The organism is Sinomonas sp. ASV486, from assembly GCF_030908215.1.
Classification (GTDB): Bacteria; Actinomycetota; Actinomycetes; order Actinomycetales; family Micrococcaceae; genus Sinomonas; species Sinomonas puerhi.
The window spans coordinates 142,879-157,312 of record NZ_JAVFJK010000003.1; the positions used below are offsets into that span (position 1 = coordinate 142,879).

15 protein-coding genes and 6 tRNA genes are annotated in these 14,434 nt (G+C 69.5%); 13 read left to right on the plus strand and 8 right to left on the minus strand.

The window, feature by feature from the left end; genetic code table 11:
- Positions 1 to 20 precede the first annotated feature (20 nt).
- From rpe to RBS60_RS05475, 6 genes are all read right to left on the minus strand, one after another.
- Positions 21 to 701 carry a ribulose-phosphate 3-epimerase gene (gene rpe / locus RBS60_RS05450; protein ID WP_307956522.1) on the minus strand — a complete coding sequence of 227 codons (681 nt, stop codon included), beginning with the start codon at positions 699 to 701 and terminating at the stop codon, positions 21 to 23.
- A complete protein-coding gene (locus RBS60_RS05455) occupies positions 698 to 2,281 on the minus strand; it encodes a transcription antitermination factor NusB (RefSeq protein ID WP_307956523.1) in 1,584 nt (527 codons plus the stop codon). Before RBS60_RS05455 ends, rpe begins: the two co-directional genes overlap by 4 nt.
- A complete protein-coding gene (fmt, locus tag RBS60_RS05460) occupies positions 2,278 to 3,198 on the minus strand; it encodes a methionyl-tRNA formyltransferase (RefSeq protein WP_307956524.1) in 921 nt (306 codons plus the stop codon). Before fmt ends, RBS60_RS05455 begins: the two co-directional genes overlap by 4 nt.
- Positions 3,195 to 3,791 carry a peptide deformylase gene (gene def / locus RBS60_RS05465; RefSeq protein WP_307956525.1) on the minus strand — a complete coding sequence of 199 codons (597 nt, stop codon included), beginning with the start codon at positions 3,789 to 3,791 and terminating at the stop codon, positions 3,195 to 3,197. The genes fmt and def overlap by 4 nt, the downstream gene beginning before the upstream one ends.
- A gap of 100 nt (positions 3,792 to 3,891) precedes the next feature.
- Entirely contained in the window at positions 3,892 to 4,752 is an 861-nt protein-coding gene (locus RBS60_RS05470) for a PD-(D/E)XK nuclease family protein (RefSeq protein ID WP_307956526.1), read from the minus strand.
- 135 nt (positions 4,753 to 4,887) lie between these two features.
- Positions 4,888 to 4,959 (minus strand) — tRNA-Val (locus tag RBS60_RS05475).
- 225 nt (positions 4,960 to 5,184) lie between these two features.
- Between RBS60_RS05475 and RBS60_RS05480 the strand changes: the two genes are divergently transcribed.
- The 6 genes from RBS60_RS05480 (at position 5,185) to RBS60_RS05505 (ending at position 6,085) form a co-directional block, all read left to right on the plus strand.
- A tRNA-Gly gene (locus RBS60_RS05480) sits at positions 5,185 to 5,257 on the plus strand.
- A gap of 38 nt (positions 5,258 to 5,295) precedes the next feature.
- A tRNA-Cys gene (locus tag RBS60_RS05485) sits at positions 5,296 to 5,366 on the plus strand.
- A 31-nt stretch (positions 5,367 to 5,397) separates the two neighbouring features.
- Positions 5,398 to 5,469: transfer RNA gene (locus tag RBS60_RS05490), tRNA-Val, on the plus strand.
- 23 nt (positions 5,470 to 5,492) lie between these two features.
- A tRNA-Gly gene (locus tag RBS60_RS05495) sits at positions 5,493 to 5,565 on the plus strand.
- A 22-nt stretch (positions 5,566 to 5,587) separates the two neighbouring features.
- A tRNA-Val gene (locus tag RBS60_RS05500) sits at positions 5,588 to 5,659 on the plus strand.
- 231 nt (positions 5,660 to 5,890) lie between these two features.
- Positions 5,891 to 6,085 (plus strand): antitoxin, encoded by a 195-nt coding sequence (locus tag RBS60_RS05505; protein ID WP_307956527.1) that lies wholly within the window; start codon positions 5,891 to 5,893, stop codon positions 6,083 to 6,085.
- A 155-nt stretch (positions 6,086 to 6,240) separates the two neighbouring features.
- Here the strand turns inward: RBS60_RS05505 and zapE are convergent, their stop codons facing one another.
- Positions 6,241 to 7,275 (minus strand): cell division protein ZapE, encoded by a 1,035-nt coding sequence (zapE, locus tag RBS60_RS05510; protein ID WP_307956528.1) that lies wholly within the window; start codon positions 7,273 to 7,275, stop codon positions 6,241 to 6,243.
- A gap of 290 nt (positions 7,276 to 7,565) precedes the next feature.
- Between zapE and RBS60_RS05515 the strand changes: the two genes are divergently transcribed.
- From RBS60_RS05515 to ybaK, 3 genes are all read left to right on the plus strand, one after another.
- Positions 7,566 to 8,480: a sulfurtransferase gene (locus RBS60_RS05515; protein WP_307956529.1), complete on the plus strand. Its 915-nt coding sequence runs from the start codon at positions 7,566 to 7,568 to the stop codon at positions 8,478 to 8,480.
- A gap of 175 nt (positions 8,481 to 8,655) precedes the next feature.
- Positions 8,656 to 9,126, plus strand: a complete 471-nt coding sequence (locus RBS60_RS05520; RefSeq protein WP_307956530.1) for a SufE family protein — start codon at positions 8,656 to 8,658, stop codon at positions 9,124 to 9,126.
- Position 9,127: 1 nt separating this feature from the next.
- A complete protein-coding gene (ybaK, locus tag RBS60_RS05525; protein ID WP_307956531.1) occupies positions 9,128 to 9,643 on the plus strand; it encodes a Cys-tRNA(Pro) deacylase in 516 nt (171 codons plus the stop codon).
- 32 nt (positions 9,644 to 9,675) lie between these two features.
- Here the strand turns inward: ybaK and RBS60_RS05530 are convergent, their stop codons facing one another.
- Positions 9,676 to 10,980, minus strand: a complete 1,305-nt coding sequence (locus RBS60_RS05530) for an alpha/beta fold hydrolase (RefSeq protein WP_307956532.1) — start codon at positions 10,978 to 10,980, stop codon at positions 9,676 to 9,678.
- Positions 10,981 to 11,099: 119 nt separating this feature from the next.
- Here RBS60_RS05530 and RBS60_RS05535 point away from each other — a divergent pair, with 119 nt between their 5' ends.
- The 4 genes from RBS60_RS05535 to RBS60_RS05550 all read left to right on the plus strand — a co-directional run bounded on the left by RBS60_RS05535 (position 11,100) and on the right by RBS60_RS05550 (position 14,403).
- Positions 11,100 to 11,591 carry a hypothetical protein gene (locus RBS60_RS05535; RefSeq protein ID WP_307956533.1) on the plus strand — a complete coding sequence of 164 codons (492 nt, stop codon included), beginning with the start codon at positions 11,100 to 11,102 and terminating at the stop codon, positions 11,589 to 11,591.
- Between the two features lie 14 nt (positions 11,592 to 11,605).
- Positions 11,606 to 12,058 carry a peptide-methionine (R)-S-oxide reductase MsrB gene (gene msrB / locus RBS60_RS05540; protein ID WP_307956534.1) on the plus strand — a complete coding sequence of 151 codons (453 nt, stop codon included), beginning with the start codon at positions 11,606 to 11,608 and terminating at the stop codon, positions 12,056 to 12,058.
- 171 nt (positions 12,059 to 12,229) lie between these two features.
- A complete protein-coding gene (locus tag RBS60_RS05545) occupies positions 12,230 to 13,633 on the plus strand; it encodes a DUF6421 family protein (RefSeq protein ID WP_307956535.1) in 1,404 nt (467 codons plus the stop codon).
- Entirely contained in the window at positions 13,630 to 14,403 is a 774-nt protein-coding gene (locus tag RBS60_RS05550; RefSeq protein WP_307956536.1) for an SDR family NAD(P)-dependent oxidoreductase, read from the plus strand. The genes RBS60_RS05545 and RBS60_RS05550 overlap by 4 nt, the downstream gene beginning before the upstream one ends.
- Positions 14,404 to 14,434 lie beyond the last annotated feature (31 nt).

Here is a 14,434-nt window from a genome sequence, read left to right on the forward strand (position 1 = left end):
ATAAGCCCCGAAGGGCGGCCTCAGGCCTTGGACGCGCTCACTGCAAGCCCGCGAAGCCGGCGAATGGCGTCCGCCGGGTCCTGCGCGCCGTAGACCGCCGAGCCCGCGACGAACACCTCGGCGCCGGCTTCCGCCGCCCGCTCGATGGTCGCAGCGGAGATGCCGCCGTCGACCTGGATGGCCACCTTCGCGTCTGAGCCGTCAACCGCGGCGCGGGCACGCCGGATCTTCGGCAGCGTGACATCGAGGAAGGACTGCCCTCCGAACCCCGGCTCGACCGTCATGATCAGCAACAGGTCGAGTTCGCCCAGCATGTCGAGGTAGGGCTCGACGGCGGTCGCCGGGCGCAGTGCCATTCCCGCCCTCGAGCCCCTCGCCCGCAGCTCGCGCGCGAGCTTGATGGGTGCCGTGGCAGCCTCGGCGTGGAAGGTGACAGACGCGAGGCCCAAGTCCGCGTACAGCGGTGCCCACCGGTCGGCGTCGGCAATCATCAGGTGCGCATCGAGCGGGATCGGACTGACGGCCTGGATCCGCTCGACGATGGGGAGGCCGAGGGTGAGGTTGGGCACGAAGTGGTTGTCCATGACATCGACGTGCACGGCGTCCGCCGTGGAGATCCTCGCAAGCTCCGCCTCGAGGTTGACGAAGTCGGCCGAGAGGATGCTCGGGTGGATGCAGCAGGTCACTGGGGACTCCTTCATCGACGACGGTCCGCCGGACGCGTGGCGGCCGGCAGCTTGCGGAACAGGGCCAGGAACATCGCGTCGGTGGCGTGGACGTGCGGCCAGAGCTGGGCCGTGCCGTCGTGGCCGGCTCCAAGCGGGTGGAGCGCGACGGCGTCGAGGGCGGCTCCCGCGTCGAGGAGCTCGATGTCGTCGCGCCGTCTGAGGGCATCCGCGACGACCACGGTAGTCTCCGCGGGGTGGGGGGAACACGTCACGTAGCCCACCACGCCGCCGGGAGCCGTCGCATCAATCGCCGACTCGAGGAGGGCCCGCTGGAGCGGGCCGAGCTCTGCGAGGTCATTGGGCGAGCGGCGCCACCGCGACTCGGGGCGCCGGCGGAGGGCGCCTAGGCCCGTGCACGGGACGTCGGCGATCACCCGGTCGAACTGACCCGGATGCTCGGTCCCGAGGGTGCGTCCATCGCCGGTGTGGACCTCCCACGCGTCCGCGGGAACCGGGTGCAGGGCCTTGCGGACGAGCTCGGCCCGGTGCGGCAGCACCTCGTTGGCAAACAGGGTGGCGCCGCGCTCGGCTGCAAGGGCACCGAGCAGCGCGGCCTTCCCGCCTGGCCCGGCGCACAGGTCGAGCCATCGCTCGGGCCTGCGCCCGGAGTCCTGCGGGGGTTCATCCAATGGTGCGGCGGCGACAGCACGGGCCACGAGCTGCGAACCGACGTCCTGCACGCGCAGTGTCCCGTCACGTACCGCGGACCACCGTCCGAGGTCGCCTCCGCCAGACAGCGCTGACCCTTCGACGAGGTCGCCGGTGCGGGCACCCCCATCGAGTGCTTCGTCAAGCGTCCCGATGCCCGGAAGCGCGACGAGATTGACCACGGGCGCCGCGTTGTCCGCCTCGAGCAGGTCCGAGATCTCGTCCGCACCGCGGCCGTGGGCCACGAGGGACTGCCTCAGGGCGCGCACGATCCACCCCGGGTGGGAGTACCTCAGTGCGTCCCGTTCCGTCGCATCCGGCTGCGCAGACTCAAGCTCGGCGAGCCATTCGTCGAGCTCCTTCTCGCTGACGCGCCGGAGCACGGCGTTGACCAGTGAGGCCGGACCTGCGCCCACGACGGCGCGGGTGAGCGCAACAGTCTGGTTGAGTGCGGCGTGCGGCGGGACGCGCATCCCGAGGAGCTGATGGGTACCGAGACGCAGGACGTCCAGGACGGCGGGATCGAGCTGGCCCAGCGGACGGTCGACGTTCAGGGCAAGGATCGCGTCATACGTCCCCTGGCCGCGCAGGGCTCCGTAGGCGAGCTCCGTTGCGAACCCTGCGTCCCGGCGGTCCAATCGATGATGGCGGATCCGCTGGGGCAGGACGAGGTTCGCGTAGGCGTCGTCCCGCGAGACTGCGCGCAGCACCTCGAACGCCACGAGCCGCGCCGGGTCCGCCGCGCGCGAGCGCTGGCTCGGAGCCTGCTCGCTGAAGCGGCGCGGTGCGGCCCCGCCACGGTTGCGCTCCCGGCCCTGGGCGTCCCGACGAGGGTCCCGACGGCGCTCGCCGTCGCCTCCGGACCGAGCCCTCCCCCGGTCGCGTGGTTCCCCGCGTTCGCTCATCCCAGAACCGTCCCTTCGATGTCTCCCGCTCCGCGGGCCCAATCTGACGCGGGCATCATCTTCTTCCCGGAGGGTTGGACCCGCGTGAGCTCGAGCGCGTGAGTGCCGGTTCCCACGACGACTGCCCTGCCCGCCCAGGCCAGTCTGCCCGGAGGGACACCCTGGATGTCCGGCCTGAGTCGGGGCGGCGCGAGCTTCAGCCGCGCTCCGTCAAGGAGCGTCCACGCGCCCGGCTCAGGAGTGACCCCGCGGGCACGGCGGTGCAGCGCGACCGCCGGGAGGCTCCACTCGAGTCGTCCGTCGTCGAGGGTGAGCTTCGGGGCGTACGTCGGCTCGCCGGTCTGGGGACGGGGCTCCAGGCGCCCGGCGTCAATACCCGAGATGGTCTGGGCGAGAAGTTCGGCCCCGCTCTCGGCGAGCTCGGCAAGGAGCTCACCGCTTGTGGCCTCCGGTCCTGGCGTGAGGACGAGGGTCCCGTAGACAGGTCCGGTGTCGAGGCCCTCCTCGAGCCGGAACGTGCTGGCGCCGACCACGTCATCGCCGTGGATGACGGAATACTGGAGCGGGGCCGCTCCGCGCCATGCAGGCAGCAGCGAGAAGTGCAGGTTGATCCAGCCGTGGGCGGGCACAGCGAGGGCGGCGGGCGGAATGATCCCGCCGTACGCCACGATCGCCGCGGCGTCAGGGTTCCAGGCGGCGAGTTGTGCCGTGGCCTCGTCCGTGACGCGGCTGGCCTTGAGCAGCGGTAGGCCGAGGGCCTCGGCCCGGGCGGCGACCGGCGACGGCGTGAGGACCCGCCTGCGGCCGACTGGTGCGTCGGGCCGTGTGAGCACTCCGACGATCTCGTGGCCGGCCTCGACGAGTCGGTCCATGGACGGTACCGCCACTTGCGGCGTTCCCGCGAAGAGGATCCTCATGTGCGGGCGCCTGCCCCGAATGAGGCTCCTGGTGCCACTTGCCCGGCCCCGAAGGCGGAGCCGACGTGGGCGGAGCGCTTGGCCAGGGTCGCATCGACCGTGGAGTTGTAGTTGATGGACCGCATAGACCGCAGGGCAGCCCTACGGTCTTCGCCCTCGAGCCGGTCCGGGAACAGGACGCCGTCGAGATGGTCCGTCTCGTGCTGGGCGATGCGTGCGAGCAGTCCGTCGGCATCGAACTCGACCGGATTTCCATCGACGTCAAACCCTGCAACCTTGGCGCGCGCCCGGCGTCGGACGGGGAACGCCACGCCAGGGATGCTCAGGCACCCTTCGATCGCATCGTCCTGGAAATCCTCCGAGAGCGTCAGGACGGGATTGACCACATGACCGCGCTCGCCAGCCATCTGGTAGGTGAAGACCCGCTGGCTCACGCCCACCTGTGGCGCCGCGAGGCCGGCGCCCTCGACATCCTCCATCGTCTCGAGCATGTCGTCGACGAGGCGCTTGAGGACGGGGCCGAAGTCCGTCACGGGCTCCGCGACCGTGCGGAGCACGGGGTCGCCGATGATCCTGATGGGCAAGACGGCCATGGCGGATGCCTTTCTCGGGCGGACTGCGTACACCAAGCACTTGTGGGTACGGGAAGAGCTGGGCACCGTGTGAATGCCCCTCAAGTCTAGGCGGGCGGGCTCACGACGCCGACGCGCCAGGGGGCGGGGGAAGCGGCAGCAAGGTGTGCCCGGCAGACGCAGCGTCAACCCGTGCCCCCCACACGCGCCGCAGCTGGCAGAAGGTCAGCCAGTGGTGCCGCCGCACGTCGGGGTTCACCCGGACGGCCGCGTACTCGGTCTCCCCCACGGCGACAGCGATGAGCAGCGGATCCTCGCCGTAGGCCCAGGGCTCCCACGTGCCGGCTTCGGCATCGACAAGGCTCTCCTCGGCCTTCATGCCCGCGACGAGCTGCATGGCGACCTTGTCGTCGAGCGCCTTGACTCGGCCGTCGCGCGAGGTTCCCTTCGTCTTGTAGTCCACGAGGCACACGCGGCCGTTGATCCGTGCCACAAGATCGAGGGTGCCCGCATAGCCGAGGGTGTGATTCCATACCGTGAGCTCCGCCGCGAGGGGCTCGACCTCGAACGTCTCCCACCAGCGGTCCATGCTCTCGGCAAACCCCTCTTCCCCATGCTCCCGGAGCGCTTCCCGCGTCTCCTCGACGCGATGTTGGCGCCCGAGCGCGCGCAGGGCAAGCTGCTCGCCATAGGAATGGACCCGGTCCCCGCGCTCGGCCGCGGAGCGTGCGTAAGCCTCGGAGGCATCCACTGCGGTCCGCACGAGCCGGCGCATCTGCGCGGGGTCCGCGAGCACATCCCGGAGGTCGGGATGGTCCGCGACGTGCTTCGCCGCCATATAGCTGCGCCAGCCGTCGAGTTCGACTGGCTGCTGTGCGATGACCGTGGTGATTGACGGCACGGTCGGCGGTTCGTGGGACGAACGCCGGTACATGCGTCCGAACCCGTCAGGGGAGGCTACTGCGAGTTCCGGGGCTGTCATGCGGCCACCCTTTCACGACGGTCCGACAGTCTACGGACGAGCACGCTAGACGCCGGAGACCTGGCCTGCCGGCGCGGCCCGGCGGGCCTGCGAAAAGCAACAGGACCCCCGGACGCGGTCCGGGGGTCCTGAACGTGGGCGATACTGGGTTCGAACCAGTGACCTCTTCGGTGTGAACGAAGCGCGCTACCACTGCGCCAATCGCCCGCTGCCACCAGCACGGTCCTACCGGCCTGCGGCGCTATCCGACTCTAGCCCAGAAGCGCCCCGGCCGCCAAATCCCGAGGGCGCATCGCGACCTTCCAGAAAGGGCCGCGCGGATTTGTGCATTGCCTAGCGGTCCGATAAAGTCGTTACTCGTTGAAGCGCGCCTTGGAGCCGGAAAAGAGATCCCCTGGGAGTCTCTTCTTGCCCAGCGCACTGGAACACCCTGCGGACGTAGCTCAGTTGGTAGAGCACCACCTTGCCAAGGTGGATGTCGCGAGTTCGAGTCTCGTCGTCCGCTCGCAGGACACTGTCGAAGCATCTTCGTGATGCCTACACGGTGGGGTGGCCGAGAGGCGAGGCAGCGGCCTGCAAAGCCGTATACGCGGGTTCGAATCCCGTCCCCACCTCGGTGGACAACCTGCTTCCTCACGGGAGTGAGGGCGATTGGCGCAGCGGTAGCGCGCTTCCCTGACACGGAAGAGGTCACTGGTTCGATCCCAGTATCGCCCACGGAGGAGCCCTGCGCTCCCCCTGCGGACGTAGCTCAGTTGGTAGAGCACCACCTTGCCAAGGTGGATGTCGCGAGTTCGAGTCTCGTCGTCCGCTCAGGAACCTCACAATTGAACACGGGCGATTGGCGCAGCGGTAGCGCGCTTCCCTGACACGGAAGAGGTCACTGGTTCGATCCCAGTATCGCCCACGGACCCAACGGCGCCCCTCGGGGCGCCGTTCTGCATTCCCGACGAAACTCGCGTCATACTGGCCGCCCCGGAGTCTCCCACCTGTCGGCGGCCACGCGCCGCGCCGCTCCCGGCCGTCCGCTGACAGCGCAACCCCCCTCGCGCCCCAGTGGTTGGATTGGGCGCGGTGCGTGGCTACCATCTACCACAGGAGGGGCGATGTGGCCCCGGTGGCATGAAGGGAGGTGGCCGTGTCTTTTCTCGACGACATCAAGGGCAAGGCTGAGGAACTCATCGGCGGCAATGCCGACGCTGTGAAGGGCGGCATCGAGAAGGCCGGTGATTTCATCGACGAGAAGACCGGTGGAAAGCTCGCCGATCAGGTCGATGGAGTCCAGCAGGCCGCCTCCGAATTCGTGGGAGGCTTGGGTCACGCAACGCCGTGACCGCACCGACCGATGCCGCGCCTGCGCACGAATCCGCGCCCGTCGCGGAGCCGTCCGCGCCAGCTGAGGCCGCCGTCGAAGGAGCCTGAGCAGCCCGAAATCGTCACTGGGTGCCGGTACCGCCGCGAGGCGGGACCGGCACTTGGCGTTTGAGGTCAGGAGGGCTCGTGGCTCTGGCCCTCGCGGGCCAAGGCGGTGAGGCGCGAGACAGCGCGGAAGTACTTCTTCATGTAGCCGCCGGCCATCATCTCGGCAGTGAAGAGCTGATCGAACGGCACGCCCGAAGCCAGGATCGGCACATCCTTGTCATAGAGCCGGTCGGCGAGGACTACGAAGCGCAGCGCCGTAGCCTGGTGTTCGATGGTGTGGACGTCCTTCCACACGATCCCGTCGATCCCGTCGATGAGCTGGCGGTAGCGGCTCGGGTGGACTCCGGCGAGATGCTTCAAGAGTGCTCCGAAGTCGTCGACGGCGACCAGCCCGCCGTCGAACTCGGCATTCATCCGGGCGTCGAGCTCGCCGGTGGACAGCGGCGCCGGCGCCGCCGGCAGCCCCCGGTGGCGGTAGTCCTCGCCGTCGATGCGGACGACGTCGAACTGCTCGGCCAGGACTTGGATTTCGCGCTGGAAATCGACGGCCGCGAAGCGGCCCTCACCGAGAGAACCGGGAAGCGTGTTCGACGTCGCCGCGAGCTTGACGCCGGCGTCGGCCAGTTCGCGCATGAGTCGGGACATGAGGACGGTATCGCCCGGATCGTCGAGCTCGAACTCGTCGATGCACACGAGCCGGTAGGAGCTCAGGGCCTCCACGGTCTTGCGGAACGAAAGGGCACCGACCAGGTTCGTGTATTCCACGAACGTGCCGAAGGCCTTGGGCCCCGGCGCTGAGTGCCACAGAGAGGCGAGGAGATGGGTCTTGCCCACGCCGAATCCGCCGTCGAGGTAGATGCCCGCGCGCCCCTTGGGCTTGGAGCCGAAGAGCTTGGCGAAGAGCCCGCCATTGGAGACGGTGATGCCGTCGCCGAAAGCCTCGAGGGCCTTGACTGCGGCGGTCTGGCTTGGCTGGGCGGGATCCGGCCGGTAGCTGGAGAAGGAGACGTCGCCGAAACGCGATGAGGGGTGCAGGCCGGTCAGGAGCTCTTCGACGGACGCTCGAGGCGTGCGGGTGGTGAGGTGTTCGACAGTCGCCAAAGAATCCGTCCGTGGTCAAGGGGTCGCAGGGCCACCGGACAGCATATCGCGGCCACCGCCGCACGCGGCCGGTCTGTGCTCAACGGCACAGGGCCACGATCGGCCCTCGGCGCACAACCGATGTTGCGCTGCGTGACTCCCAGCGAGACCACGCTGGAGCCATGGGCCGCGGCCCATGGCTACGCTTGAGGGGACCACTCAGGAGCGCGGTCCAGGACGTCTGTCCACGGGAGGCGAACGCCCGCCGTGACGAACCGCGCGCCCTGGCTCAGCCGAGCGAAAGGCACACCATGGGCTACCCAGTCGACAGCAGCGAGAAGTTCGCCGCCTACGCACATCCCGAGCGTCTCGTCTCCACCGAATGGCTCGCCGAGCAGCTCGCCGCCGGCGCGGCCGCGAGCGGCAGGCTCGTCGTCGTGGAATCGGACGAGGACGTGCTGCTCTACGAGACAGGCCACATCCCCGGTGCGGTCAAGATCGACTGGCACACGGACCTGAACGACGAAGTCGAGCGCGACTACGTCGAGGGCCCCGCGTTCGCCGAACTCCTCGCCGCCAAGGGCATCTCCCGGGACACGACCGTGGTCATCTACGGTGACAAGTCCAACTGGTGGGCCGCATACGCGCTCTGGGTGTTCACCCTGTTCGGCCATGAGGACGTCCGTCTCCTCGACGGCGGCCGCGACAAGTGGATCGCAGAGGGCCGCGAGCTCACGACCGAGGCGCCGGCTCCCGCGCGAGGCGACTATCCCGTCGTCGCCCGCAACGACACCCCGATCCGTGCGTTCAAGGACGACGTCCTCGCGCACCTCGGCAAGCCGCTCATCGACGTCCGCTCCCCCGAGGAGTACTCGGGCAAGCGCACCCACATGCCGGCCTACCCGGAGGAGGGCGCCCTCCGCGGCGGCCACATCCCGACTGCGGCGTCGATCCCGTGGGCCCGTGCGGCCGCCGAGGACGGCACGTACAAGTCGCGCCAGGAGCTCGAGGACCTGTATCTGGGCGAGGCCGGGCTCACGGCGGGCGACGACGTCGTGGCGTACTGCCGCATCGGCGAGCGCTCGAGCCACACGTGGTTCGCGCTCAAGTACCTCCTCGGCTTCGACACCGTGCGCAACTACGACGGCTCGTGGACCGAGTGGGGAAACGCTGTGCGCGTGCCGATTGTGAAGGGCGAATCGCGAGGCACCTGGCCGCTCAGCTGAGGCGCGGCAATCCTGCGGCCCCGATCGGAGAGGCGGAAAGGGCGGCCTGGCCGCTCAGCTGAGGCGCGGCAATCCTGCCGCCCAACCATGAGGCCCGGCAATCCGGAGTCACACAAGGCCCTGCCGACGGCGAACACACGCCGTTCGGTGGGGCCTTGCGCGTAGGCTGGAGGAGATGAGCACGAATACCATTCCCACTGCGCTGGCGGAGATCGTCGGCGACTTCCAGGCCGTGGACGAGCGCGACCGGCTCCAGCTCCTCCTCGAGTTCTCGCGCGCTCTCCCCGAGCTCCCCGAGCGGCTCAAGGACCACCCCGAGATGCTGGAGCAGGTCGTGGAGTGCCAGTCTCCCCTGTTCATCGCCATCGAGTCGGAGCCCGCCCCGGAGGGGACGCCGGCGCAAGCTGGTCCGGTGGTGCGGCTCTTCTTCTCGGCCCCACCGGAGGCCCCCACGACCAGGGGCTTCGCCTCGGTCCTCCACGAGGGTCTCGACGGGCTCACTGCCGCCGAGATCCTCGCTGTCCCGGATGACATGCCCGAGGAGCTCGGCCTCACGCGACTCGTAAGCCCCCTGCGGATGCGCGGCATGTCGGCGATGCTCGGCCGGATCAAGCGCAAGGTGCGCGGAGAGTGCCCTCTAGGCTGACGTGGCTAAGAAGTCCAAGGAACCCCATGGCCCGGGCACGCCGGCCACGACGGCGCTCGACGTCGCCGGGGTCGCCTACACAGCGCGCTCGTACGCCCACGATCCCTCGGCCGTGAGCTACGGGCTCGAGGCGGCCGAGGCCCTCGGGGCAGACCCCGCCCGTGTGTTCAAGACGCTCATGGTCGAGGTCGCGTCGAGCAGCGGTAGCCTGCTGTGCGTCGCCGTGGTGCCCGTGATCGGGAGCCTGGACCTGAAAGCCGCCGCCGCCGCATTCGGAGCCAAGAAGGCGGCTATGGCCGATCCTGCTGCGGCTGAGCGCCGGACCGGCTACGTGCGGGGCGGCATCTCCCCGCTCGGGCAGCGCCAGTCCTCGCCCACGGCCATTGACGACTCGGCGCTCGAGCACGAGACGGTGCTCGTCTCGGGTGGGCGGCGCGGCTTCGACATCGAACTCGCGCCGGCGGACTTGGTGCGGCTCACCGGCGCCGTCGTCGCCCGGCTGCGCACCGCCGGCTGACCGGCACGACCGGCTGAACAACGGCGAACGCCCTACTCGGTGCGCCCCGGCACCCTGCGAGGCGCGAGTACGTCCGCCAGCCACGAGCGCACGGTGGTCTCCCAGCGTTCCGGGTCCACGTTCCACTCCTTCGTGTGCCGCGCATGCCTGAACGTCTCGAGCGTGACCATCTCGGGGTTGCGCTTCGCTAGCTCGAGCGAGGGACCCACTGGCACGAAGTCGTCGTCGACGCTGTGCAGCACGAGGGTGGGGGTACGCAGTTCGACGGCGCGCGAGACCCAGTCCATGGCCCGGAAGTCGAGCGGGGCGGCGAGGCCCGTGAGGCGTCTGCCCCACGGCTGCCCGAGGAGGAGCTGCCCGAGCCGCCCGACCCCCGAGGGGATGCGGTTGAGACGGGCCTGGTACGCAAGCACATCCACCCAGTCCACCACCGGAGCGTCGAGCACGAGCGCGCGCACGTGCTCGCGGAGCATCGAGGAATCGGCGGTGCGCAGGCTGATGGCCCCGCCCATGGACCAGCCGAAGAGCACGACGTCGCGCGCACCGGCGTCGAGCGCGTACTGGATCGCGACTTCGACGTCGCGCCACTCGGTCATGCCGAGGCCGTACCGCCCGTCCGGCGTCGAGGGTGCCTCGCCGTCGTTGCGGTAGGAGATGAGCAGGCTCGGCATCCCGAGCGCGTGGGCGCTCGTCACGGCCCGCAGCCCTTCGCCCCTCATGGCGCCCCGGCCGTGGACCATGATGGCCCACGTCGACCGCGGGTCGGCCGCCGGAACATGCCAGGCCGGCGCCGAGCCGACGTCCAGCGGGAGCATGACGTCCTCGTACTCGAGACCCACATCCGCAGGGGAGCTGAAGACGTAGCCGCTCCAGCGCGCCCGCACCGCCTTCGTGACATCGCCCGCGTACTCCGCGAGGACCCGGCGCGTCACGGTCGACTCCTCGGGCGTGAAGTCCTCGAGGGGCCCGAGGCGAACATGGCCGGCCCCACGGTCGAAGAAGAGGCTGTACTCGCCGTCGATCCGTGTCTCCCCGGTGGCCCGGAGGATGACCCGGCGCGCCGAGCCCTCGCCCTGGACGGCGAGGACCTCCTCGTCCTCTGCCTTGATCCGCTCGGGCGTGATGATGCGTCGGGCAAAGTACGCGGCGAGCGCCGAGCTCGACGCCGCCGCCGCGGACGCGAGCGCGAGTGCGCCGCCGGCGCCGAGGAGTGCCCAGACTGTGCGCGGGAGGGGCTCTGATGCGGAGCGCCTGACCGCGGACGGCTGTGGCAAGGACGGCTGCGGCAAGAGCAGGTGCGGCAAGGACGACGGCGCGCTGGTCACTCGGTCGGGCATGGACCCATTGTGGCAAACGCCAGGCGGTCGCGGCGCCCAGCAGGGCCGGAGAGGACGCCACACCCCGTGCGGGAGCACGCCTCTCCCCCGCAGTACCCGCGCTGGCCTAGTCTGTGTTCATGAGCGCCCCGATCCTCATCCTGACCGAAGTTGCCCTAGGCCCGAGCGAGCGGGAGGCCGTCGAGGGCCTGCTGGCCAGTGGTGCCGCCGCGCTCGAGGTCCTCGTCCCCGCCGGACGCAAGCGCCGGCTCGTCATCGACTTCCTCGACCACCTCTCGATGCTCGAGTTCTCCAAGGCCGTCGGTGGACTCTCCGCTGGCGGCCCCGCGCCCGAGGTGGCGCGTTCGGTCGCCCAGACCGCTCTCGATACCTCGATCGCGGCCCTCCAAGGCCTCGGAACCGGCGTGACAGGCAGCATCATCGAGGGCGACCCCGTTCAGGCGCTGGCCGACAAAGCCGCAGCGACGGGGGCGGAGCAGGCCGTAGTCGTGACGCTCCCCCACGCGATCGAGGACACGTTCCATACGGACTGGGCGAACCAGGCCCAGCGGAAGATCGGCATCCCGGTACTGCATCTCTACGCCGGAACGGGATTCATCGGCGACTCCTGAGCGTTGGAGTGTGCATGGACACCACATCAGACTCCACGCCTGACGCCTCCGCCACGGACGTCCAGGGAAAGGTCCAGCGGACCGATGCCGAGTGGCGTGCCCAGCTCACGCCGGACGAGTACCGCGTGCTCCGCGAGGCCGGTACCGAGCGGGCCTACACGGGAGAGTACTGGGATACGCACACGAAGGGCTCCTACCGTTGCCGCGCGTGCGGCGCAGAGCTCTTCACGAGCACCACGAAGTTCGATTCGCATTGCGGCTGGCCCTCATTCTGGGCGCCGCTTGCCGATGATTCCGTCATCTACCTGCACGACCGGACCTTGGGCATGGACCGGGTGGAGGTCAGGTGCGCGACCTGCAACTCCCATCTCGGCCATGTCTTCGAGGGCGAGGGCTACGGGACGCCGACGGACCAGCGATTCTGCATCAATTCGATCTCCCTAGTGCTCGTTCCGGACGAGAGCTGAATCACACCCCCCGTTGAGGCGGGTCGCGCGCTGGCGAGGATCAGCGCGAGGCCCGCCTCCGTCGTCGCGCGTCCCCTCAAGCATAATTCTTTCTGATGCTCAAGCTATTTCAGACTCAGGCAAGCCGGTATCTCGCTACGCTCGGGGCAGCTGATAGAAAGCGAGAGTGACATGACCGCCAACGCTGTCGCGACCCCCGTCGCATCGAATCCCCTGCTCCCCGTCCAGGCCGACCCCGCCTGGCTCGCCCTCAAGGATGCTGCGATCTGCCTCCAGGGCCTCCAGTCCCAGGATGGCTCCGTGCCCGAGTCATCGGACGCCGAGCATGCCAGGGTCCTGGTCGACACGATCGTCGCCGCCGTCGCAGCCCTCGCCCCCCGCTTCCCGCACGACGCCGAGTACCTCCGGCTGCTCCAGGAGGACTTCCGCTCGTGGGCAGCCACCGGATTCGGTGTGCCCGACTTCCTCGACGCACTCGTCGCGTTCCAGCCCCAGCTTGATCGCACCGACGGCCGGCAGCACCTCGTGGTCTTCCCGATGTACACCCAGAACGGAAGCCGCAACCGTTACGTCGAGGCCGTCCTCGTGGAGGTCGTGTGGCCCGAGTTCGTCGCCGAGCTCGAGTCCGGCGCCTACAGCAACAAGCTCTTCGTTCCGATCCGCTTCCTCGACTTCACGCCCGGATATGCGACGAATTCCGCCGTCCTGTTCCCCGAGACCGTCGCGATGCGTTCGATCCCGACGTTCACGTGGGGCGCCATCTTCGCCGACCGTGAGGCCGCGCGCTTCCGCCGCGTGCTCGACGCCGCCGCGAAGGTCACGAATCTCGAGCTGCCTGCCGATGCCGCCGAGCTCGTCACGGACCAGAAGCTGGCCCAGGAGACGTTCGTGATGTGGGACCTCATCCACGACCGCACCCACATGCGCGGCGACCTGCCGTTCGACCCCTTCATGATCAAGCAGCGCATGCCGTTCTTCCTCTACTCGCTCGAGGAGCTCCGCTGTGACCTCACGGCGTTCCGCGAATCAGTCAGGATCGAGCGGGACGAGAAGGCGGCTGCCGAGGCACGCCGGCACGCGAAGCTCGTCCAGTACGCCGTGATCTTCGACAGGATCTTCCGCTTCGCCATCACGGGAGGCCGGGTCCGCAACTACGACGGGCTCGGTGGGCAGCTGCTCTTCGCATGGATGCACCAGCACCACGTGCTCCACTGGACCGACACGAAGCTTACGATCGACTGGGACCGGGTGCCCGAGGTGGTGAGCGCCCTCGGCGATTCGATCGACGAGCTGTACTGGCGTTCCATTGACCGCCCGAAGGTGGCACACTGGCTCGCAGCGTACGAGCTCGTCTCGAACACCGTGACCCCCCATCCGGCATCGAGGTGGGCCAAGGGCCCCGACGCCCTGCCGCTGACGGGGACCCCGCGCGAGATCACGGACCAGGTCCTCGACGATGAGTTCCCGCTGTCGATGTTCTACGAGGCCCTGGAGAAGAAGATGCGCTCCGTGATCGAGTCCACCGCCGGCATCACCGGCGACACCGCGCTGCCCGGCCACCCGGACGCCGCGTGAAGCCGGAGCCGACTCCGGGCCCGGGCGCGCAGGGCGCGGTCGTCGTCGTCGCTGGAGCCACCTCGGCTTCCGGGCGCGCGGCGGTCCGCGCCCTGCGCGCTGCCGGCGCAACGCCGATCGCCGTGGGCAGCGACGCCGCCCGGCTCGCCGCAGCGTTCGGGGAGCCGGGCGCGCGCGACGGCGCGGTCCCCCAGCGAACCTGCGACCTCGCCGACTTCGGGGCTGTCCAATCGCTCGCCGCGGACGTGCGTGGCGCATTCGGCGCCGTTGACGGTGTGATCCACCTCGTGGGCGGATGGCGTGGCGGCGGGACCTTCGCCGACCAGAGCGACGCAGACTGGGACTTCCTCGCCCGCGGCGGCATCACGACGCTGCGGAACACTTCCCGGGCGTTCTTCGAAGACGTCGCCGCGTCGCAGCGCGGGCGCTTCGCCATGGTGTCCTCGACGACGCTGGCCCGGCCCAGTGCCGCCAACGCGAACTACCAGGCCGCCAAGGCCGCCGCCGAGGCCTGGACGAGGTCGATGGCCCAGGGCCTCTCGCTCCTGGAGTCCGCGCGCAAGGAGGATCCGAAACCTCAGACGAGCGCCGCCGTCGTACTCGCGGTCAAAGCGCTCCTCGACGAGGCGATGCGCGCCGCCGAGCCGAACCGCCGGTTTCCCGGCTACACGCACGTCGACGTCCTGGCTGCGCGCGCTGTGGCCCTCTTCTCCGACGATGCCGCCGACGTCAACGGCTCCCGCATCGATCTGACCGCCTCATCGATCTGACCGCCTGATCCCCGCCCCGACCTTAGGCTGT

Coding starts and splice junctions, on each gene's coding strand:
- rpe (WP_307956522.1), bottom strand. CDS start 701: ATGAAGGAGTCCCCAGTGACCTGCTGCATCCACCCGAGCATCCTCTCG.
- RBS60_RS05455 (WP_307956523.1), bottom strand. CDS start 2,281: ATGAGCGAACGCGGGGAACCACGCGACCGGGGGAGGGCTCGGTCCGGA.
- fmt (WP_307956524.1), bottom strand. CDS start 3,198: ATGAGGATCCTCTTCGCGGGAACGCCGCAAGTGGCGGTACCGTCCATG.
- def (WP_307956525.1), bottom strand. CDS start 3,791: ATGGCCGTCTTGCCCATCAGGATCATCGGCGACCCCGTGCTCCGCACG.
- RBS60_RS05470 (WP_307956526.1), bottom strand. CDS start 4,752: ATGACAGCCCCGGAACTCGCAGTAGCCTCCCCTGACGGGTTCGGACGC.
- RBS60_RS05515 (WP_307956529.1), top strand. CDS start 7,566: ATGGGCTACCCAGTCGACAGCAGCGAGAAGTTCGCCGCCTACGCACAT.
- RBS60_RS05520 (WP_307956530.1), top strand. CDS start 8,656: ATGAGCACGAATACCATTCCCACTGCGCTGGCGGAGATCGTCGGCGAC.
- RBS60_RS05530 (WP_307956532.1), bottom strand. CDS start 10,980: ATGCCCGACCGAGTGACCAGCGCGCCGTCGTCCTTGCCGCACCTGCTC.
- RBS60_RS05535 (WP_307956533.1), top strand. CDS start 11,100: ATGAGCGCCCCGATCCTCATCCTGACCGAAGTTGCCCTAGGCCCGAGC.
- msrB (WP_307956534.1), top strand. CDS start 11,606: ATGGACACCACATCAGACTCCACGCCTGACGCCTCCGCCACGGACGTC.
- RBS60_RS05545 (WP_307956535.1), top strand. CDS start 12,230: ATGACCGCCAACGCTGTCGCGACCCCCGTCGCATCGAATCCCCTGCTC.